Below are 18,981 nucleotides of genomic sequence, written 5' to 3' on the forward strand. Positions count from 1 at the left end.
GGTAGCGAAGCCAGCCAGTGCCACTGCAATCGCGATAGCTGTCTTTTTCATTTTTTGCGCCTCGTTATCATCCAAAATTCGCCATGAAAGTCTCAAGAGAGAATCACGGTTAAATCCTTCACCGGGGGGCGTGGTCAAATATAAATCTACCGATATCTTCGGCTTAGGCCGAGCACCCCTAGCGATGTAAAGTCTACAACGTAGCTGAAAACTTACAAGTGTGAAGTCCGTCAGGCATATGAAAAAAAAAGTTCCGTATACCGATTATTTAACATTTTTCGAACGAATTTTGTGCAATAAAATTAAGGAGAACCGCACCAGACAAGCCTTGCCGCAATTTTCTGGTCGGGAACTTAAATCCCATCTTGCGGTCAAAAAAAATTCCAGGAAAAATCTTAATTTCACTCAATGATACAAATTTGAGTGAATTTTTAACCCAGAAAGTTGTCCTCTGCGGTAAGAATCCGATCGAACTGGACGCATAATGAACCCGATCGCATTCCCCTCTTCAGCGGCTTCAGTCAGACGGAAATGTTCTTCTTCAGTCAATTCTTCCGGTAACCATCCAATCACCACGCTGTAATTCCCTGTGCGTAACGCGCGGATCATCGACTCAACGGTATCGCAAGGCGAGAGTTGATTAATTTGCATGACTTTCGTCAGCGGCAGGCCGGCGGACTGAACCCACTCACGGCTCAGCTTTTGCTGAGGCGTGAGCCAAAGCTGCCAGCGCGATTGCTGACCGAGCTGTTGTAATAACGGCAGTAACAGAAGTTGCGTTAACAAGGGCTGGTCTTCACGATAAACCACTTCACTGATAAGCCCCGTGGAAACACGCTCGATGGAATTCTGCGAGACATTGCCTGCAGCAGAAGAGAGAGAGGTAGCGCGATTTGCATAGCCTGAAGTGTGCATATTCATTCCAGCCCTGTAGTTACTGTATGGATATACAGTAACCCCTGTATACCCAAAGATCAACCTCATTTTCGGAAAGCGACTCGCAAAATTCATTCAATCTTGATGCTCCTCGAAAAATCATCTTGCTCAACGACGTTAAGTTGCCTATTTTCCTGCTAACGGATCCGCTAGTAAGAAATTTAGTTGTTACTTTATGATTTTGAAGGGAAATATCATGAAAAAGATATCTTATGAACGGATTTATAAATCTCAGGAATACCTCTCCCCGTTGGGCGAGATTCATCACCGCGCGTTGTTTGGCGGCTATACCCTTGCGGTGGATGATGCTGTTTTTGCCATGGTCTCAGACGGCGAGCTTTACCTTCGCGCCTGTGAGGAGAGTGCCAAATACTGTGTAAAAAATGCCTCCTCTTTTTTGACGTTGATGAAGCGAGGCCGCCCGGTGCTGCTCAACTATTATCGTGTTGATGACGGATTATGGCAGGACAGGGAGCGGTTACTTCAGCTCTCCTCGTTTGCGCTCAGTGCGGCAAGAAAAGAGCGTTATCAGCGCCATCAACGAAACCGACTCAAGGATCTGCCAAACCTGACCTTTCAGCTTGAAGTCTTGCTCTTTGAAGCTGGCATCACCAATGAGGAAATGTTGCGGGAGCTTGGTGCCAGGGCGAGCTGGCTAAAGATGCGGGCAAAAAACAAAGCGCTGAGTATAAAAGTTCTCTTCGCGCTGGAAGGGGCTATCGAGGGGCTGCATGAAGCGGCACTCCCGGCAGACATTCGCCGGGAGCTCACGGAGTGGTTTAATGCGTTGACTGAGCCACTGGAGAATCACTCCTCCAGGTAGCGATGTGTTGTTGCAGCCGGCAAATTTCAGGCAGCAGAGCGATAAGCAGGCCTATCTGCTGAAGCACCAGAGGTGCTTTACTGTCGTTTCCCGGGTCTAGATGCGCAATGCGTTGAGCCAGTTCATCCAACGCCTGTTGAACGCGCGGCTCATCGGCTGGTCGATGATGAAGCGCGTCATCGACATAACAGACGGCGTCATCAAGCAGGTTGAGAATACCCGAGTTGGTGAGTTTCTCACGGTGAGCACCCAGCGTCGAAATATAGCTGGTGAACGTATGGTTCAGGCAGAGCAGGCGGAACGCGGTCTCTCGAATATCCGCCGTGGCGCGAGGCTCCGTCGACATGTTAGAGACTACGGAGGCCAGTTCCGCATCACTGTTGTGCGCGTCGCGGCGGGCTATCCGGTAAGCCAGGCGGTTATCGCGGCCCTGATGATATTGCTCCAGGATCGCGTCAAGGTATCGACAGTTGGCGTTCATCGCCCTGTCTACCACGCGCGGCAAATTTCGGAAACGCCAGTCCGGCCAGATAAAGCTGACCGCGGCCCAGGCAATCGCACAGCCAATCAGCGTATCGATCACTCGGGGCAGGGCGACTTCAAACCCTTCACCCAGCAGGTTAAAGCAGAGCAGCACCAGCAGCGTGATGAACATGGTGGCATGGGCGTACTGCACGTTGCGAAACGCGAAGAACAACACGCCGGTGATCACGATCAGGATCAATTGACCTTCAATGGAGGGCACGAAATAGAGCACCGGAAGGCCAATCGCGACGCCAACCAGCGTGCCGATAATACGCAGCGCAAGACGATGTCGGGTGGCATTATAGTTCGGCTGGCAGACAAACAGGCTGGTCAGCAGGATCCAGTAGCCGTGATGCAGCCCGGTAATCTGGATAAAGGCATACCCCACGCACAGCACCAGCGACATTCGCACGGCGTGCCGAAAGAGAGCCGACTCCGGCGTAAAGTTGCGGCTCAGCCGTAGCCACATATCGCTAACGCTGTGTACGCTGTCATCAGCAAGCTGGTTTTCCACCTCACTGCCTGGCAGCGCCATCGCTTGTTCGGACTCAATGGTTGCCAGCTGGGCATCAATCGCACGCAGGTTGTTAAGCAGAAAACCCAGCGCTTTGATGTGTTCCGGTGACGTTCCGCTGGCCCGAACGCGGTCGAGTGCCGCATCAAGATGGCTGAATACGCGTTCAAAGCGGGGGTCATGCTGATAGGGCGTTCGCAGCAGAATGGAGTGCGAGAGCTGTTGGCACGCCTGGGATTGCATGGACAGCAGACGCTGGAAACGGAACATCACGTCGCTGTAGCGGAACTTCTCGCGCAGGGCGGCATACTGAACGTGCGAGGAGCTGGCGCGTTCATGAATGTCCTGGGCTGCAAAATAGTAGTGAAGCGTCCGTCGTGTTCCGCGCTGACCGCGATCGCCGCGCAGACGGGTAAGCAGGGAAGCTTTTGTCTGATTAAGGGTGGCGACCAGCTGGCCATTTGCCAGGGCCAGATCGTAGAGCGGCGCCTGGCTTTCTTCCTCGATGTCCGGGTCGAACAGCCGGGATTTCAGTTCCAGATAGCGGGCTAGCTGCTCAAAGCTGCGGGCAAGGTTATCCTGCAGCGGGCGAACCGGGAAAATCAGATGACCGGTTAGCGTCAGCAGGTTATACCAGATGGCGCCCAGCAACAGCAGAACCGGCTGCTGGTACCACTGGTCGTACAGGGAAACGCCCAGCATGGTGTAGATAGCGATCAGCAATGCACCAAAAGCGATGGTGGCATAGCGCTGCCCAAGCCCGCCCAGCAAAATAAACCCGCTGGTTGAGAGCGTAAGGCCCAGGGCAAACAGCCAGGGCCACGGGAAAAGCAGCTCAACGGAAGCTGACGCAATAAAAAAGCAGACGAGCGTAATGACCAGGTTACGTAAACGCCCGGCCAGACGGTCGTCCAGATCCGCCAGCGCCCCGGCGACCACCCCCAGCGTGAGCGGAATGGTGAGCTTGACATCATTCAGCCACCAGGGCAGGGCAACCGTGCCGCAAAGCGCGATAAATATCCTGACGTTATAAAGCCAGGTGCTGTTCCAGGTATAACGGCGAAGCAGTGGGCTTAGCATAAACGCGGCCAGTCCTTATTTACTGAAAACGACGGCGAGCGTTTGCTTCGCGCGCCGCTCTGGCCACTTCTACCGGAACAACCCTGCGACCAACGGGCCAAAGGGCGATAGCGGCGATCTTAAAGTTTGCGATCCCCACAGGAATACCAATAATCGTGATGCACTGTGCAATACCGGCAAAAATATGCATGATGCACAGCCACCAGCCAAAGAAAATCAGCCACAGAATGTTAAGCAGGGTTCCGCCCGTATTCATCAGGGCGTTTTTGCTCTCCGGATTCAGCTCGTCAACGTGGATGGCTTCATTCCCGTAGGGGATTAAGGAGAATTTTGTGATTTCCCAGCAGGAACGGGTCAGGGGAAGCGTGAAAATCAGGACGATGCTCACCAGCGTGGCAAAAAGCCAGGAAAGGGTGGTGGCAAAACCGCCCAGCACAAAATTCAACACATTCAGAACGGTACGCATAAACGCTCACTTCCTTTCGATATAATTAACGCCCAATGATTGTAACGTTTTTTTAGGCTGGAGCACCTTAAAACTGGCAGTTAAACTGTCAGGTAAATTATCTCTTCGTGGATTTGGCGGAACATGGAACTGAAAGCAACGTCGCTGGGCAAACGCCTGGCACAACACCCTTACGACAGGGTTGTTCTCCTTAATGCCGGGGTGAAAGTCTCCGGGGAACGCCACGAATACCTTATTCCGTTTAATCAGCTTCTGGCTATTCATTGCAAACGCGGTCTGGTGTGGGGCGAGCTGGAGTTCGTTCTGCCTGACGATAAAGTCGTGCGCCTTCACGGCACCGAGTGGGCGGAAACCCAGCGTTTCCATCATCATCTGAACGCACTCTGGCAGCAGTGGAGCCAGGATATGAGCGTGATTGCCGCCCAGGTGCTGCAGCAGGTGCTGGACGATATCGCCCAGAGCAACGCGCAGCACGCGTGGCTGACCCGTCATCAGACTGCCGGGCTGCAGCAAAAGATCCGGCAGGCACTCTCGGCGCTGCCGCTCTCCGTGACGCGTCTCGACGAGTTTGACAACTGTCGCGACGCCTGGCGCCAGTGTCAGGCCTGGCTGAATGATAAGGATAAAAGCCGTCTCGCCCATAACCAGGCCTGGACGGATGCCATGCTTACCCAATACGCCGATTTTTTCAGTACGGTGGAATCTTCACCGCTCAATCCGGCTCAGGCGCGCGCGGTGGTCAACGGCGAGCAGTCGCTGCTGGTGCTGGCGGGAGCCGGTAGCGGTAAAACGTCGGTGCTGGTCGCGCGTGCCGGCTGGCTGCTGACGACCGGAGAAGCGGTCGCCGATCAAATTCTGCTTCTGGCCTTTGGCCGTAAGGCCGCGCAGGAGATGGATGAACGTATCCAGGAACGCCTGCACACCCGGGATATCACGGCCAGAACATTCCATGCTCTTGCGCTGCATATTATTCAGCAGGGCAGTAAAAAAGTGCCTTCCATCAGTAAGCTGGAAAACGACGCGCAGGCGCGTCAGGAGCTGTTCATCAAAACGTGGCGCCAGCAGTGCAGTGAGAAAAAGGCGCAGGCGAAAGGGTGGCGTCAGTGGCTGGAAGAGGAGCTCAACTGGGAGGTGCCAGAGGGCAGCTACTGGCAGGATGACAAACTGGCGCGTCGGCTGGGTTCGCGACTTGACCGTTGGGTCAGCCTGATGCGAATGCACGGCGGATCGCAGGCAGAGATGATTGAAAGCGCGCCGGAGGCAATCCGCGAGCTGTTTTCGAAGCGGGTCAAGCTGATGGCTCCGCTGCTGAAAGCCTGGAAAACAGCACTGAAAGAAGAAAATGCGGTCGATTTCTCCGGTTTGATCCATCAAGCCATCATCATTCTTGAAAAGGGACGTTTTGTCAGCCCGTGGAAACATATTCTGGTGGATGAGTTCCAGGATATTTCTCCACAGCGTGCGGCTCTGCTCTCGGCGCTGCGGGCGCAAAATAAACATACCTCGCTGTTCGCGGTGGGGGATGACTGGCAGGCCATCTTTCGCTTCAGCGGGGCACAGCTCTCCCTGACTACCGCGTTCCACCACTATTTTGGCGAAGGCGATCGCAGCGATCTGGATACGACCTACCGCTTCAATTCACGGATTGGTGAAATCGCCAACCGCTTTATCCAGCAGAACCCGCATCAGCTGGCAAAACCGCTCAATAGCCTGCGGCCTGGGGATAAAAAAGCAGTGACCCTGCTGGCGGACGATCAGCTGGAACCGCTGCTGGACAAGCTCAGCGGCTACGCGAAGCCCGATGAGCGTATCCTGGTGCTGGCACGCTACCATCACCTTAAACCTGAGGCGCTGGAAAAAGCCGCCACCCGCTGGCCGAAACTGCAGCTTGAATTTATGACGATTCATGCCAGCAAAGGGCAGCAGGCCGATTATGTGATCGTGGTGGGGCTGAAAGAGGGGAGCGACGGTTTCCCGGCCCCGGCCCGCGAGTCGGTGATGGAACAGGCCCTGCTGCCGGAGCCGGAAGATTTCCCGGATGCCGAAGAGCGGCGTTTGCTGTATGTGGCAATGACCCGCGCGCGCCATCGCGTGTGGCTGCTGTTCAATAAAGAGGAGCCATCCGCGTTTGTCGATATTTTGAAGAGTATAGATGTGCCGGTGGCGCGGAAGCCATAACGCCGCCGGGCAAGGATGGCTAGGCCGGGTAAGGCGTAGCCGCACCCGGCAAAAAAAAGCTACTTCAATCTCTCTGAAAGATAACGCTGATAGTCCGGAATAAGGATATCTACCGGTGAGTTAAACTGCGGCGATTCGATGATGAAATCCGCCGTCGAGAGGTTTGTCGCCACTGGAATATTCCACACCGTCGCCAGGCGCAGCAGCGCTTTGACATCCGGATCGTGCGGAACCGCGTTCAGCGGGTCCCAGAAGAAGATCAGCACATCAATTTTCCCTTCGGAAATCTGCGCGCCGACCTGCTGATCGCCGCCCATCGGGCCGCTCAGCATCGCATTCACCTGCAGACCCGTTTCGCGCTGGATCAGGTTACCGGTTGTACCGGTCGCCGACAGGGCGTGTTTTTCCAGCAAAGACTGATGGCGGCGAACCCAGTTAAGCAGCATTTGTTTACAGTGATCGTGCGCCACGAGAGCAATGTGTTTGCGCTCAGGTAGCGTGCGTGTTGTCAGTTCCATAATCATATCCATCAGGTTAACTGACTACACGATGACGGGAACCGTCTGACGCTGCAAGAGAAAGGCGTAAAAAATGTGGCTTATGATGAAGGTTGTTGTTTTGCCCACTGTAAAAAACGGGCCCGCGTGTCGGCATCAGCCTGCTGGAACCAGAATTTAAGGCGCTGTTCCGTCAGTGTCTGGGACTGAGGAGGAATGACGTCCAGTTCAGAGACGCCGGACAAAAGCGTACTGTCGTCCGCCATCATGGTCGCAAACTGCGGAAGAGAGGCGCGTTTACCCGCTTTGTTATAGGTCTGGGTCGCTGCCTCGTAATCCGGGCCTTTCGGTGAGGTCGTCAGCGCCAGAATATCCAGCTTCACCGGAATCGGCATCGCATCCCCGTCCAGCAGTTCAACGCGGGGTGAAGCGTCGAAGGCCGCAGACTCTTTCTCCGTTTCAAGGCGAGGCAGAGTGATGTTCACCTGACTGATTTGCCGGGTGTTAAAGCTGACGATCAGCGGCGGCGAGATGTACATCCTTTGTTCGTGATTCGCAAGCCCGATCGATTTTTCCACCCGGAAGACCAGCTGATGCGGCCCGTTATCCAATTCGATGCTGTCTGCACCGCGCAATAACGAGCTGGAGACCTTTTTTCCGTCCAGTACAAGGAGATCAATGTCGGTAGAGAGCCGGAGCGTGGTAGCAAAAACCCAGACCGGCATCACTAACGCAATCAGAGCAGTGGCAATACCGGTTTTCATAAAAGGCTCCCGTCAGAAATCCTGTCGCCGCATTAATGTATCTAAATTTTTCGATAATCACGTTTACTAACATATAGACATATTTCGCCGTTTTGCCCTCATGCATCTGTATGGGATGGATGGTTGAGATGTGCGGTTTGGCGTACACTTTTAAAAAAGCCAGGAGAAAAACCATGAAAGAGAACGATATTGCCGAGATTCTGACATCTACGCGTACCATTGCGCTGGTGGGCGCGAGCGATAAACCCGATCGTCCAAGCTATCGGGTAATGAAATACCTTCTCGATCAGGGCTATCACGTCATCCCGGTCTCGCCAAAAGTGGCGGGAAAAACCTTACTGGGTCAGCAGGGGTATGCCACGCTCGCTGACGTGCCGGAAAAAATTGATATGGTTGATGTCTTTCGAAATTCCGAGGCAGCGTGGGAAGTGTCGCAGGACGCTATTGCCGTCGGGGCGAAAACGCTGTGGATGCAGCTGGGCGTGATTAACGAGCAGGCTGCGGTGCTGGCGCGGGATGCGGGGCTGAACGTCGTCATGGACCGCTGTCCGGCGATCGATATCCCCCGTCTGGGGCTGGCGAAGTAATAAAAATAAGCCCGTTCATCGGGCTTTTTTTACACGCTTAGTTCCGCAGGCGCGGAGCCTGTAACTGTTTGCGGATAGTCTGAGCAAGTTCATCCATAGTGGGTTGCTCCGATGCTCTTCCCGCAGCTCGCTACTCAGCTGCGCTTCGGCAAGGTAGGTGTGGACGGGTTGCCCGTCATCACCTTCCATCACCACATGGTACCAGGGCGCGGCGCGAAGCTCTGCGTTCACCGCCAGCTCGTCTGCTGACGGTTCATCAAGGGAATACTCCGGGTCGATATCCACGACCACACCCAAATACCCGAGCAAAGTGTGGCGGACCTGCTGGCCGATACCGAATTTGCTGGCAATCATAGTCACCTCCCGGGAAATACGACTTACACGTTATGTGCGGGCAATATTTCTCTTTTCAAGTTACATGACGCGACAGGCAAACCCTTTCAGATACAGTCCTTCCGGGTAGGTAGCAATCACGGGATGATCGGCTGCCTGACGGAACTGCTCTATAAATTGTACATCACGGCCAGCATCTATTGCGGCGTCGGCGATGATTTTCTGAAATAAATCTGTGGTCATCAGGCCGGAGCAGGAGAACGTGAGCAGAACCCCGCCCGGGTTCAGCAGCTGGATGGCCAGCATGTTGATATCTTTATACCCGCGGCAGGCGCCCATCAGCTGGCTTTTGTTTTCCACAAACTTTGGCGGATCCATCACGATGACGTCGAACTTCTCGCCCTGATCGCGATATTTACGCAGCAGCTTGAACACGTCATCGCGTACAAATTCCGCTTTGCTCAGATCCAGCTTGTTGAGCTCGACGTTCTGTTTTGCCACGTCCAGCGCTTCCTGCGAGGTGTCCACGCTGACAACCTGGGCACAGCCGCCCATCAGAGCTGAAACGGCAAAACCGCCGGTATAGGAGAAGCAGTTCAGCACGCGTTTGTCGGCAACGTACTGACGCGTAGCCAGACGACTGTCGCGCTGGTCGAGGTAATAACCCGTTTTGTGCCCGCCCTGAATATCCACTAGCAGCTTCATGCCGTGCTCTTCAATCGGCAGCAGGGCAGGCGGCAGTTCGCCGGTCACTGGGCCTTGCGTCAGCTCCATGCCCTCTTTTTTGCGCACCGCCACATCGCTGCGGTCGTAAATGGCACACTGCGGGAACAGGGTTTGCAGGGCGCTAATCAGCGCGGCACGCTGGTATTCCGCCCCGGCGCTCAGAAGTTGCAGCACCAGGAAGTTGCCGAAGCGATCGATGGTTACACCTGGCAGCCCGTCGGACTCACCGGCAATCAGGCGGTAGCTGTCCAGCCCGTCGCGTTTTGCCAGCCATTCGCGCCACTGCTGCGCCTGCTGCAGGCGGCGGACGAAGAAGTCGATATCGATGGTTTCATCTTTATCGAAGGTCCAGACGCGGGCACGGATCTGGGACGCTGGCGAGTAAGCGCCTCGCGCTAACCATTTCCCCTGATGGTCAACGATATCAATGGTTTCACCGAGGCTGGCTTTGCCTTCCATACGGGCAACCGCGCCGGAAAAGACCCAGGGATGACGGCGCAGTAATGATTTCTCGCGCCCTTTGGCTAACACTAAACGTACACTCATAATTTGCTGTTCTGTCGATTTCAGGAAATGGCGCGTAGATTACCACATTCAGCAAGGCGCAATCATCTGCGGATGCCGTTGAGCGTTTCGGCACAAAATCAAATCGCTTAGGCACATTACGATATTGCAGCTGGCTTTAGAGTGGGGCTTCCGGTACAGCAAAGGGAGCACCCATGAAAAAGCGCAGTGTAATAGCCATAGCCGCTCTGGCGGCAATGAGTTCTCAGGTTTTAGCGGCAACGCCTTTCGGTATCACCAGCCGGGATATTTCCGGCGAACGGCGGTTAGCGACACAGCAGGTGTTTGAGGGGTTCGGCTGCCACGGTGGAAATACTTCACCACAGCTGGCATGGAAGAATCCCCCCGCCGGTACGAAAAGTTTTGCCGTTACGGTATATGACCCGGATGCACCTACCGGCAGCGGCTGGTGGCACTGGACAGTAGCCAATATTCCGGTGAAGACAATGACGCTGCCTGCTGATGCCGGTAATCCGAACGGCGAGAAATTACCTGCCGGCACTGTGCAGGGGCGTAATGATTTCGGCTATTCTGGATTCGGCGGCGCATGTCCACCCGAAGGGGACAAGCCTCATCGCTATCAGATTACCGTCTGGGCGCTGGACGTGGATAAACTGCCCGTCGACAACAATGCCAGCGGCGCGCTGGTCGGTTTTATGCTCAATAGTCACGCTCTGGCAAAGGCTCAGTTAACAGCAACCTATAGCAGATAAGGATGGCAGGGTGCAGGAGTTTCATTTTCGACATAAACATCTTACAGCGGGTGAAGTGACTGCCAGCAAAATGCATCGCCTGCACCAGGTTAAACTTTTTTTTCCGGCTATTTGTCATATCACTCACGGCAGTAAGGTGATTGTTCAGGATGATAACCGCCTGGAGGCGACACGGGATGAACTCATTATTATCCCTGCCAATACGTCGATGGAAATTATCAATCAGCCTGTAAACGGGCTGTTTCACTCGGATTTGCTAATGTTATCGCCGGAAATTGTTGCCGAGTTTAAAGCGCATTACCTGAAATCCTGGCCGCGCACGACGCTGCATTCGCTCTGTGCTCCGCTGAGCGAGGGGCTGGCATTTATGTGGGACAACCTGCTGCACGCCGTGCGTCAGGAGTTACCGGAAGCGCTACAAAAGCATCAGGCCTTCGGTCTGTTGCTGGCCCTGCTGCATGACGGTGTGGCGGGTCCGCTGCTTGTTGAGCGAAACAGTAACCTGACCGAGCAGGTGCGGCAGTTCATTATGCTGTCGCCCGCCAGAGACTGGACCGCGCAGGACGTTGCCAGCCGTCTCGCATTAAGCGTGCCGACGCTGCGCAGGCGGTTACGTGAAGAGTCGCAGAGTTTTCGCCAGATTGTGGAGGAGGTGAGGATGGCCGTGGCTTTGTCACAGCTACAGTCAACCAGATTACCGATCGGCGAAATCGCATTACAATGTGGGTATCTTTCCAGCTCTCGTTTCACTGCCCGTTTCCGGCAACACTACGGCTGCTTACCGAAAACGCTACGTTAAGGAGAAGAAGAATGTCTAAAGTCTGCACTATTGCCTGGGTTCACGGCGTTGTTCAGGGCGTCGGGTTCCGCTACAGCACCCAGCGCGAAGCGGTTGAGCTTGGGCTAACGGGATACGCGCGCAACATGGACGACGGAAGCGTCGAAGTGGTCGCCTGCGGCGAAGCGGAGCAGGTCGACAAGCTGGTGGCGTGGCTGAAAGCGGGTGGGCCGCGCAGCGCGCGGGTTGATAAGGTCTTAACTGAACCCCATCAACCGGGGCGCGAATACGTAAACTTCGGTATTCGGTATTAAATGCACTTCACCGGCTTAGGCAGGCCAGCAATTTTGGTGGCCTGTTTTGCCGGGCCTTTCGGGAACAGACGATACAGATAGCGGCTGTTGCCTTTCTCTTCACCGAACTTATTGGCCATCGCCTTGACCAGCATGCGGATGGCCGGAGAGGTGTTGAATTCAAGATAGAACTCGCGAACAAAACGCACCACTTCCCAGTGTTCTGGAGAGAGGGTTATCCCTTCGTTTTCCGCAATTTTCTCCGCCAGCGGTTCGCTCCAGATCGTCGTATCTTTCAGATAGCCTTCGCTATCGGTCTCAATTTCCTGGCCTGCAAAAATGAACATAATTTTCTGTCGTGTGTGAAAAAACCGGCGACAGTGTAGCAAAAAAGAGGCCGCAGGATAAACCGTGCCCTACAGGAGGAGCTGCAGCAGATTATTGGCATTAAGCTTTTTCAGCGCGTTGCATTTATGGGTCGAAACCTGTTTCTCAGACATACGCGTCATGATGGCAATGTGGCGTACCGGCAACCCGGTAAGCATCAGATCGAGCACGTTGAATTCAAGGCCGGTAAGACAGCAGTCAAGACTTCGAACGCGACGGGGCTCTTTTGCCAGCAAATACGCCGCATCGGCAACGGCGATCCTGTCGTCGATGATATAAAGCGTTAGCGTACCGAAACGCTTGCGTAAATGCGTCGCCAGCGCCCACCCTTTTTCATTGCAGACCAGATAAAGGCTGCCTTGCCAGCGGGCGGCTTCCAGTCTGAGTAAAATGTTAATCAGTGCCTGATGCGTACCCGCAACGGAAAAACGACAGCGTACGACAACCACGCGGCGGGAAAGCAGAGTTGGCTGCCATTGTACGGTATCGCTTATGACCTCTGGCTGGACGCCCCGACGCAGCAGCGCATAGCGCAACCCTTCGGCGTAAAATCGATTGTTGTCGAGAATGGCGTAACTCACGGTGACCTCGTTATAACGTGCTGGGCGTATAGATAACGCGCAGCGTGCCGGTGTAGTCGCCCGCGTTTTTGCTGCTGGCAGCAAACGCGGGGGTTTTCAGGATAATCGGTGCAGGAATGCACAGTACGCTCTCGCGTCCGCCGGGCAGCACGACCTTACGCAGATACTGCGGATCGTTTGTGCCTTGCCAGACAAGGGTTTTACCGTTCGAGACGGTTTCGGTTGCGCCTGTTATTGGATTGGTGACGGAGACCCGATAATCGAGACGATCCCGCGCATCGGTCTGGCTACCGCCACGTCGCCTGATAGAAAACGCGCCATCTGCACGGCCCGCTGACGTAAGTCCGTCGTCCTCAAACCGAAGGTAGGCGCGGGTGCTGGTACTGTTATTGCCGTCGTACAGGCACATATCCAGCGAGTTCTCACCCTGGATCTCACTGCCTCCCGGTCGCCCCGGGAAGTTGGTCAGGTTGAGGTTAACGATGGGCGTTGAGTGCGGAAAGGCTGGCAGATATATCTGCTGGTTTCCCGGGTCGACCACCTCAATGCGAATATTTACCTGCCATTTGGCGATGGTGAGATAGCCAGGACAACCGACATTTACGTCATTGAAGTTGCCGCCGCAGTCGGCGCTTCCCCACTGACGCAGGTTCTGCTTCAGCGTGGCGGTCCAGATCCCCGGCAGGGCGAGCTTATCCAGTTCGCTTTTCACGATATAGAAATCGAAATAAGGCTCTCTGTTCCAGTCAGCGATGGTGGCCGTTCCCCCTGTCACGAAGCTGGCAAAGGTAAACACTTTGTTGTTGATAAACATGTAGTGATCGCCATACACCTTGATATCCGCCGTCTTGCCGGTGAGGGTATGCGTGAAACGTAAATTGATGGCATAGGGCGCGGCCGGGTTTGCCGAGAACCAGACCGGTGAGTTCATGCAGGCGCCGTTCGTGGTATCGGTACGGGACTGACAGGTCAGGGTATTGCGTCCCCACTTTTGCGGATCTGCGGCGTCAAAGCCGCCCGATTCATGAAACCAGATGTCAAAACGCGCGGGCGGCGCGGTGCGATCGAAGCTGATCCCTACGCTGGTGTTTCGTCCCGCGGGAGAGCCTGCCAGCGTCTGGCTGGCCCACAGGCTTAAGAACAGTAAAATAAAGAGGCACTTAATCACATCATTTCCCTTTAGTGAGGCTATCGGTGTTCATGGCAGTCGGGCCAGCAGGAACCGACCGTCCGGCCAGCATCAGCTGTGCCTGCTGCTGGACGGCATCCGGCAGGGCGGAGAAGGTTAACTCCTTACAGGGGATCGACCCGACGTAACGCACCACGTCGCGCATACTCTTCACGTTCAGCGCACACTGATAAAACTGCTGCTGACGCACCAGGTAGAGGTTATGCAGCAGGGCGTCGCTTTGGGCGCTAAACCCGCCGTTGCCAAGGTCGCTCCAGCCGTTCACGTTCAGCGGCACGCCGCCGATAAACGGCGAATGACGCTGGTCGGTTAACTGGCCGAGCCAGGTGTAGCTTGCGGTGGTTTGCACGTCCCGGCGCAGCAGTTTGCCAGGCACCATAAACAGCGTTCTGCTGCCCGATCCTTGCGTGATTTCACTGCTGGCTCCTCGTGAGACATCCAGCGATTCGTTAACCGTCAACGTTGTCTGCTGATAGCCCGGCACCGCGAAGAGGGCGCGGCTATTGCCCGGAATATCTGCGCTGCCGCCGTTATCCAGCGACACGGCCACGCGCGGATCCTGAGCATCTTCCGGCGTGGTCACGTTCACCGCGACGGCGGAAGCAGGGCGACCGTCGCTCCAGCGGCCCAGCCACAGGCCAGAACGCGACAGCGCAAGGGTCGAGCTGTAGTTGCCGCTGCTGCTCAGCGTATGGCGCCGATCCTGACGATCCCAGGCGTCGCTGACGGTAAGACTGCCGTTGCCATATCGCCCGCCCTGGCGCGTATAGGCTGAGGTATTCAGCGAGTCGCTGTTAATGCCCGATGCGCTAAGGCCGTACTCATTTTCACCGCGGGCATCGGCATACCAGTTATGCGCCACGCTGTAGCTCAGCTGGTTTTTTTCACGTTGCTGGTGCTGCCATGTCGCGCCCAGAGAGGTGTAGCTTGATGCATCGCCCTGACGGTTATGCGTCATGGACAGGCTCACGCTCAGGTAGCCGCCTTTATCCCTGCCTTCGCGTGAGTCATCGTTACGCATGAACAGGTTAATGCTGCTGTTAATGTTCAGACCATGGGTGCTGAAGGCCTTGCTCAGGCCACCCTGCCAGGCCCGCGTACGCGAGCGGGTCATATAGACTGATTCCCACGGCAAACCCGCATCGTGGCGATCGTCGCTGTCCGGGAGCTCCCGACGTGAAACGTACCGTCCTTCGTTGCGGTTATCCGAATACCCCAGGCTCGCATACCAGGCGCCGACCGGGACGGAGAACATCACCGAGAGGGTGCGATAACAGCCGTTCACGGCATCAAACCCTGTACTTCGGGTGTTGCAGTTTTCCGCTGATAGCGCGTTGCGATAGAGGCTAACTGAAAAACCGTCGTTGTAGCTGATTTGCTGGATATTGCCTCGCTGGCCTTCGCTGCCGTAAAGGTAGCTAAACCGGGTACTCAGCACGCCATCGATCGGGCCCGCGTTGAAGCCCCGGCTCCAGTCGATCGCATTTTCCAGGAAACGCTGGTTTTTCTTGAACGTTGCGCCGCTGGTCAGCGCCAGCGACGAGGTCAGGGGCAGGCGTACGCCCGCCTGCGCAACCGCACGGCGTTCTTCGTTTTGTTCGCTGTTGTCGGTTTCGCCCGCCTGCAGGAACCACTCGACGCGGTCGAATGGCGTAATGCCGGTTCGGGTAAACGGCACCTGCTCGGTGCGCGTCAGCCGGTTATTTTCATAGATGGAGAGCGTCACGGTGTAGCTCCCGTCCGGGAACGATCGCGTGTCCAGGGTTTGCGCCCCGGCATTCAGATAAAAGCTCGCCAGAAGCTGATTGCCCCGGCGGGCGTCGATACGCGCGTCATGGGAAAGTAGCACGGTAACAGGGGTTCCCTTCGACTGCTGAACCGGATTTATCCACGCCCTTGTCGATCCCATGCGCAGGCCGCGAATTTTGCCCAGCGGCAGCTGGCTGAGGTTAATATTTCCGCCAGCATTACTGAACAGATCGCGGGTATCCATCTCGCCTAGCTGGACATAGTACTGACGCAAGATATCCTGGCGGAACCAGGCGTTGTTGACGGTTATCTCCTGCTGCTGCTGACGCCGTGAACGCTGTCCCAGCCAGGTCCAGTCGAGATTAACATAGCCGTCCTGCGTGAGCGCCAACGCGCCGTTGCCCTGCACGGTAGCCGACTGATAATCCCTGTCGGCAACGAAGTTAATGTTCTGCTGATGGATCAGCGCATTTTCAGTGTCCTGCGTGGGCTGATACCACTGATTTTCCGCGATGGCTTTAGGCAGAAATTTCTTGTCCAAAAACAGGCTAATGCGGGCGTTATTCTCGTCATAGATAATGGCCGCGCGGTCGGTATCAATGTAATCGCAGCCTGCTGCGGAGCCGTTGCTGCTGCAGGCCAGGTTGCCGTTACGGGCAAGCGGAACGGCCAGCGCGGCAGACACGGTGGCAACGAGTGCAGGGGCGTCATTGAACCGTCGTTTGATGGCCGCAACCACGGTTTCAGGTGCGACAAAGCTCACCGTTTCAAGGGTGATATCCGTTTCAAAAAGTCCAAGCGACTCGCCGTAGAGGTTGACCTCTGTCCACAGGCGCTGCGTTTTCGCCAGATCTTCAAAACCTGCCGGGACGGCCATCCCGGCGCAGGCGAGTTGGATGGAAGCGGGTAACAAAGCAACAAAGAGGAGGGTATTTCTGTGAAACGCCATGAACGAGCCTCGACATCATCCTGACGTCAGAGGGTGGGCACCCTCTGACGTTATTCCTTAGGTGCTGTGGTGTTACGCACCGCCTTCCGTGGTAGTCGCCTGCGTCAGCATCAGGCTGACAACGCCGCTGTACTGACCGGTTTTCAGAATGCCTTTGGTGGTCTGGGAAATGGTCAGCGGAAGTACCGCTGAACCGTTTTCGATGCTTCCCGGGAACAGTTCGGTACCGGTGTATTCAACATCTGCGGTAGAGAGGGTTTTATCGCCCAGCTTCACCGTCATTGGGATGGTCTCAGCGCCGTCGGCATTCGCCAGCTTCGCGGCGCTCACCAGACGGACTTTCACGTTGCTGGTGGCGGAGTTAGACCACACCTTGGTATTCAGACGATAGCTTTCCAGACCGCGGCCAGGCAGGTACTGCATATCGATGCTTGCCGGCAGCGGCGTGTTATCGGCCTGGGTCATATCCAGCTGTGAATCAACGCTGGCGTTGACGGTAATATCTTTTTGAATCGCCAGCGCGCTAACGGACGTGGTCATCGCGGCAACAATCATTAGAGGTTTAAAGTACTTACGCATTGATATCTCCATATTTACAAATGAGCACCCTGGCTCTTTAAACAAACCCTTTGGGGTCTTTACGGTGACGTCGTGTTATTGCACGACGGGTAAATCAGCTTCTTCAGCGGTTTTATTCACCCAGTTGAAGTAGCGGAATTTATATTTCTGGCCTTCTGTCTTTGTGAGCGTTTTTAATTTCCGTTCGGTGTCCGGATAAATCGTCGCGTCTTCTTTAACCCATTTACACGACGAATCTGCGTTACAAATACCGATCTCTCTCAGCGGCACGCGCAACGTGCCGTTGTTTTTTAACGTGCCCCTGCGAGGGTCTATCGTCAGTGAAACCACACTTTTTTCCGGTGCGAGATGGATCAGGGCGCCCCAGATCACATTGACACCCAGTCTTGCCGTCGCCGCAGGTCTTTCTGCCTTGCCCGGAATAATGCTGTCAGGCTGCTTTACTCCTTCAAAATAGACGCGCCAGGTCGTCTCTTTTTCCGGGGGCGTAAGCGATACCAGACGAACCACTCGCATTGCGCCTGCCGCAAGGGCGAATTTTTCCGGTGTGACAACAACACCGCCTTCTTTCCACGAGGCCACATCAATCTCTTTTTCCTGGGCCGTGCCGGGATTAAGAATTTTCTTTTGCCTCACCCGAATGAACTGAATATCATCCGTTTTTGAGGCCACCTTAATTTGCGCCGCACCGGACTTATCCACGTTAAGTTCCATGGGATACACGCTCATATTGGCCAGTGCCATTTCTGAGAAAAATGGCAGTGACAGCGCAGCGATATAAAAGGCAGTTGTCTTATTCACATTTTTTTTCTGTTTCACTTTCGGTCCGCCTGCGTTGAGTTCATTCCCGGAGCATTCACAACGGGACACCCTCTGCTAACGTATCGCTTCAGGGCAGGGAAACTTTAACCAGAACAGCGGTTTGTGAAAATTTGTATTAATTAACTCGTTACATACAGTTTTTTATCCTGCTTTTCTGGCTTTAAGGTTGTATAGTTAAGCGAAAATACCGCGACCAGGGATGGAGAGAAAATTCCTTCTGATGAAAAAATAAGCAGATCGGGAGGCGATTTTCATGTCGATGTACCAGGGATTAAAAAGCATGCGGTAACAGCCGAGAATAAAAGATGTTTTTTATATGCAATAATTCGTTGTTATTTGATCCTGAAGCACATGCAATAAGTCTTGTTGGACAACCGGAATCTGTATTAACGCTTTCGGCACCCGCCGTTCGCCTCTTACAGGAATTTATTAAACACAAAGGGCACGACCTGAGTCGGGAGGAATTGATTACCCGCGTGTGGGAGGAGTTTGGCTTTACGCCATCGGGAAATAATCTCAATAAAGCGGTGAGCGAATTACGGAAAAGCTTCCAGGCGCTGGGAGAGAGGTATGAATTTATCGTAACCGTGCCCCGTTATGGGTTTCGCTTTGAGGCCGATGTGATTTTTCAGCCTGGAGAGAATATTCAAACCGCCGAGCCGCAGCCTCCGTCTGCACCGCAACAGGAAAAGCGGCGACCCGCTTCCCTGAAAAGGTGGGGGATTCCTGCCGTATTGATTGTCGCTGTATTGGGAGCGAGCTTCTGCTTTAGCCGACAGCAGGGGATATTCGTCCCGGCGAAACTCATGCCGGTTAAGGAGAAAATCGCGCGTTGCAGCATCTGGATGGCTTTGTTGAATAAATCGAACTTTTGCTGAGTTGAAGGATCAGATCACGTATCTTCCCGACAACGCAGACCGTTCCGTGGCAAAGCAAAAGTTCAAAATC

The 18,981-nt window shown here is 54.8% G+C and carries 19 protein-coding genes and 1 pseudogene; 7 read left to right on the forward strand and 13 right to left on the reverse strand.

What is annotated here, in order from left to right; all coding sequences use genetic code 11:
• Window positions 1–405 precede the first annotated feature (405 nt).
• Window positions 406–915 carry an SOS-induced cell division inhibitor SulA gene (sulA, locus tag ACWYRJ_RS17205; RefSeq protein ID WP_111964573.1) on the reverse strand — a complete coding sequence of 170 codons (510 nt, stop codon included), beginning with the start codon at window positions 913–915 and terminating at the stop codon, window positions 406–408.
• 217 nt (window positions 916–1,132) lie between these two features.
• Between sulA and ACWYRJ_RS17210 the strand changes: the two genes are divergently transcribed.
• The gene (locus ACWYRJ_RS17210; protein ID WP_111964542.1) at window positions 1,133–1,759 is read left to right on the forward strand and encodes a TfoX/Sxy family DNA transformation protein; all 627 of its coding nucleotides are present in this window, start codon (window positions 1,133–1,135) and stop codon (window positions 1,757–1,759) included.
• Here ACWYRJ_RS17210 and yccS read toward each other — a convergent pair.
• Both yccS and ACWYRJ_RS17220 read right to left on the reverse strand, forming a co-directional pair.
• Window positions 1,716–3,878: a YccS family putative transporter gene (gene yccS, locus ACWYRJ_RS17215; protein WP_455508336.1), complete on the reverse strand. Its 2,163-nt coding sequence runs from the start codon at window positions 3,876–3,878 to the stop codon at window positions 1,716–1,718. The two genes, ACWYRJ_RS17210 and yccS, sit on opposite strands and share 44 nt — an antisense overlap.
• A 19-nt stretch (window positions 3,879–3,897) precedes the next feature.
• Complete coding sequence (locus tag ACWYRJ_RS17220) at window positions 3,898–4,344, reverse strand: YccF domain-containing protein (RefSeq protein WP_455508337.1); 447 nt, start codon at window positions 4,342–4,344, stop codon at window positions 3,898–3,900.
• 123 nt (window positions 4,345–4,467) lie between these two features.
• On the opposite strand from ACWYRJ_RS17220, the gene helD reads away from it, so the two are divergent.
• Complete coding sequence (helD, locus tag ACWYRJ_RS17225; protein WP_455508338.1) at window positions 4,468–6,522, forward strand: DNA helicase IV; 2,055 nt, start codon at window positions 4,468–4,470, stop codon at window positions 6,520–6,522.
• Window positions 6,523–6,581: 59 nt separating this feature from the next.
• Here the strand turns inward: helD and mgsA are convergent, their stop codons facing one another.
• Together mgsA and csgI are read right to left on the reverse strand one after the other, a co-directional pair.
• Window positions 6,582–7,040: a methylglyoxal synthase gene (gene mgsA, locus ACWYRJ_RS17230; protein ID WP_045330803.1), complete on the reverse strand. Its 459-nt coding sequence runs from the start codon at window positions 7,038–7,040 to the stop codon at window positions 6,582–6,584.
• An 80-nt stretch (window positions 7,041–7,120) separates the two neighbouring features.
• Window positions 7,121–7,783 (reverse strand): curli synthesis inhibitor, encoded by a 663-nt coding sequence (gene csgI / locus ACWYRJ_RS17235; protein ID WP_111964538.1) that lies wholly within the window; start codon window positions 7,781–7,783, stop codon window positions 7,121–7,123.
• A gap of 173 nt (window positions 7,784–7,956) precedes the next feature.
• Here csgI and ACWYRJ_RS17240 point away from each other — a divergent pair, with 173 nt between their 5' ends.
• Complete coding sequence (locus ACWYRJ_RS17240; RefSeq protein WP_455508339.1) at window positions 7,957–8,370, forward strand: CoA-binding protein; 414 nt, start codon at window positions 7,957–7,959, stop codon at window positions 8,368–8,370.
• 37 nt (window positions 8,371–8,407) lie between these two features.
• Here the strand turns inward: ACWYRJ_RS17240 and hspQ are convergent.
• Together hspQ and rlmI are read right to left on the reverse strand one after the other, a co-directional pair.
• Window positions 8,408–8,724: pseudogene (hspQ, locus tag ACWYRJ_RS17245) on the reverse strand (heat shock protein HspQ).
• A gap of 60 nt (window positions 8,725–8,784) precedes the next feature.
• Complete coding sequence (gene rlmI / locus ACWYRJ_RS17250; protein WP_014883260.1) at window positions 8,785–9,975, reverse strand: 23S rRNA (cytosine(1962)-C(5))-methyltransferase RlmI; 1,191 nt, start codon at window positions 9,973–9,975, stop codon at window positions 8,785–8,787.
• A 173-nt stretch (window positions 9,976–10,148) separates the two neighbouring features.
• Between rlmI and ACWYRJ_RS17255 the strand changes: the two genes are divergently transcribed.
• Genes ACWYRJ_RS17255 through yccX form a run of 3 tightly spaced genes read left to right on the forward strand, consistent with a single transcriptional unit; the run spans window position 10,149 to window position 11,798 of the window.
• Window positions 10,149–10,706, forward strand: coding sequence for a kinase inhibitor (locus ACWYRJ_RS17255; protein WP_455508340.1), 558 nt, complete (start codon window positions 10,149–10,151; stop codon window positions 10,704–10,706).
• Between the two features lie 10 nt (window positions 10,707–10,716).
• The gene (locus ACWYRJ_RS17260) at window positions 10,717–11,505 is read left to right on the forward strand and encodes an AraC family transcriptional regulator (protein WP_149366291.1); all 789 of its coding nucleotides are present in this window, start codon (window positions 10,717–10,719) and stop codon (window positions 11,503–11,505) included.
• Between the two features lie 11 nt (window positions 11,506–11,516).
• Window positions 11,517–11,798 (forward strand): acylphosphatase, encoded by a 282-nt coding sequence (yccX, locus tag ACWYRJ_RS17265; protein ID WP_029739909.1) that lies wholly within the window; start codon window positions 11,517–11,519, stop codon window positions 11,796–11,798.
• Here yccX and tusE read toward each other — a convergent pair.
• From tusE to ACWYRJ_RS17295, 6 genes are all read right to left on the reverse strand, one after another.
• Window positions 11,795–12,124 (reverse strand): sulfurtransferase TusE, encoded by a 330-nt coding sequence (gene tusE / locus ACWYRJ_RS17270; RefSeq protein WP_111964534.1) that lies wholly within the window; start codon window positions 12,122–12,124, stop codon window positions 11,795–11,797. The two genes, yccX and tusE, sit on opposite strands and share 4 nt — an antisense overlap.
• Before the next feature lie 69 nt (window positions 12,125–12,193).
• Window positions 12,194–12,745: a LuxR C-terminal-related transcriptional regulator gene (locus tag ACWYRJ_RS17275; protein ID WP_111964533.1), complete on the reverse strand. Its 552-nt coding sequence runs from the start codon at window positions 12,743–12,745 to the stop codon at window positions 12,194–12,196.
• Between the two features lie 10 nt (window positions 12,746–12,755).
• Window positions 12,756–13,913 (reverse strand): CfaE/CblD family pilus tip adhesin, encoded by a 1,158-nt coding sequence (locus ACWYRJ_RS17280; protein WP_455508341.1) that lies wholly within the window; start codon window positions 13,911–13,913, stop codon window positions 12,756–12,758.
• 1 nt (window position 13,914) lies between these two features.
• Complete coding sequence (locus tag ACWYRJ_RS17285) at window positions 13,915–16,632, reverse strand: TcfC E-set like domain-containing protein (RefSeq protein ID WP_455508342.1); 2,718 nt, start codon at window positions 16,630–16,632, stop codon at window positions 13,915–13,917.
• Window positions 16,633–16,704: 72 nt separating this feature from the next.
• The gene (locus tag ACWYRJ_RS17290; protein WP_021240847.1) at window positions 16,705–17,211 is read right to left on the reverse strand and encodes a CS1 type fimbrial major subunit; all 507 of its coding nucleotides are present in this window, start codon (window positions 17,209–17,211) and stop codon (window positions 16,705–16,707) included.
• 75 nt (window positions 17,212–17,286) lie between these two features.
• Window positions 17,287–18,030, reverse strand: coding sequence for a fimbria/pilus periplasmic chaperone (locus ACWYRJ_RS17295; protein ID WP_455508343.1), 744 nt, complete (start codon window positions 18,028–18,030; stop codon window positions 17,287–17,289).
• A gap of 308 nt (window positions 18,031–18,338) precedes the next feature.
• Between ACWYRJ_RS17295 and ACWYRJ_RS17300 the strand changes: the two genes are divergently transcribed.
• Complete coding sequence (locus tag ACWYRJ_RS17300; protein ID WP_455508344.1) at window positions 18,339–18,911, forward strand: winged helix-turn-helix domain-containing protein; 573 nt, start codon at window positions 18,339–18,341, stop codon at window positions 18,909–18,911.
• The last annotated feature ends 70 nt before the right edge of the window (window positions 18,912–18,981 follow it).

The sequence above is a fragment of the Enterobacter sp. genome (genome assembly GCF_977039595.1).

Bases quoted from the DNA above. Each gene is read 5' to 3' on its own strand.
- ACWYRJ_RS17210 (WP_111964542.1), top strand. From the start codon at position 1,133: ATGAAAAAGATATCTTATGAACGGATTTATAAATCTCAGGAATACCTC.
- ACWYRJ_RS17285 (WP_455508342.1), bottom strand. From the start codon at position 16,632: ATGGCGTTTCACAGAAATACCCTCCTCTTTGTTGCTTTGTTACCCGCT.
- yccS (WP_455508336.1), bottom strand. From the start codon at position 3,878: ATGCTAAGCCCACTGCTTCGCCGTTATACCTGGAACAGCACCTGGCTT.
- helD (WP_455508338.1), top strand. From the start codon at position 4,468: ATGGAACTGAAAGCAACGTCGCTGGGCAAACGCCTGGCACAACACCCT.
- ACWYRJ_RS17255 (WP_455508340.1), top strand. From the start codon at position 10,149: ATGAAAAAGCGCAGTGTAATAGCCATAGCCGCTCTGGCGGCAATGAGT.
- tusE (WP_111964534.1), bottom strand. From the start codon at position 12,124: ATGTTCATTTTTGCAGGCCAGGAAATTGAGACCGATAGCGAAGGCTAT.
- mgsA (WP_045330803.1), bottom strand. From the start codon at position 7,040: ATGGAACTGACAACACGCACGCTACCTGAGCGCAAACACATTGCTCTC.
- sulA (WP_111964573.1), bottom strand. From the start codon at position 915: ATGCACACTTCAGGCTATGCAAATCGCGCTACCTCTCTCTCTTCTGCT.
- rlmI (WP_014883260.1), bottom strand. From the start codon at position 9,975: ATGAGTGTACGTTTAGTGTTAGCCAAAGGGCGCGAGAAATCATTACTG.
- ACWYRJ_RS17300 (WP_455508344.1), top strand. From the start codon at position 18,339: ATGTTTTTTATATGCAATAATTCGTTGTTATTTGATCCTGAAGCACAT.
- ACWYRJ_RS17220 (WP_455508337.1), bottom strand. From the start codon at position 4,344: ATGCGTACCGTTCTGAATGTGTTGAATTTTGTGCTGGGCGGTTTTGCC.
- csgI (WP_111964538.1), bottom strand. From the start codon at position 7,783: ATGAAAACCGGTATTGCCACTGCTCTGATTGCGTTAGTGATGCCGGTC.
- ACWYRJ_RS17290 (WP_021240847.1), bottom strand. From the start codon at position 17,211: ATGCGTAAGTACTTTAAACCTCTAATGATTGTTGCCGCGATGACCACG.
- ACWYRJ_RS17240 (WP_455508339.1), top strand. From the start codon at position 7,957: ATGAAAGAGAACGATATTGCCGAGATTCTGACATCTACGCGTACCATT.
- yccX (WP_029739909.1), top strand. From the start codon at position 11,517: ATGTCTAAAGTCTGCACTATTGCCTGGGTTCACGGCGTTGTTCAGGGC.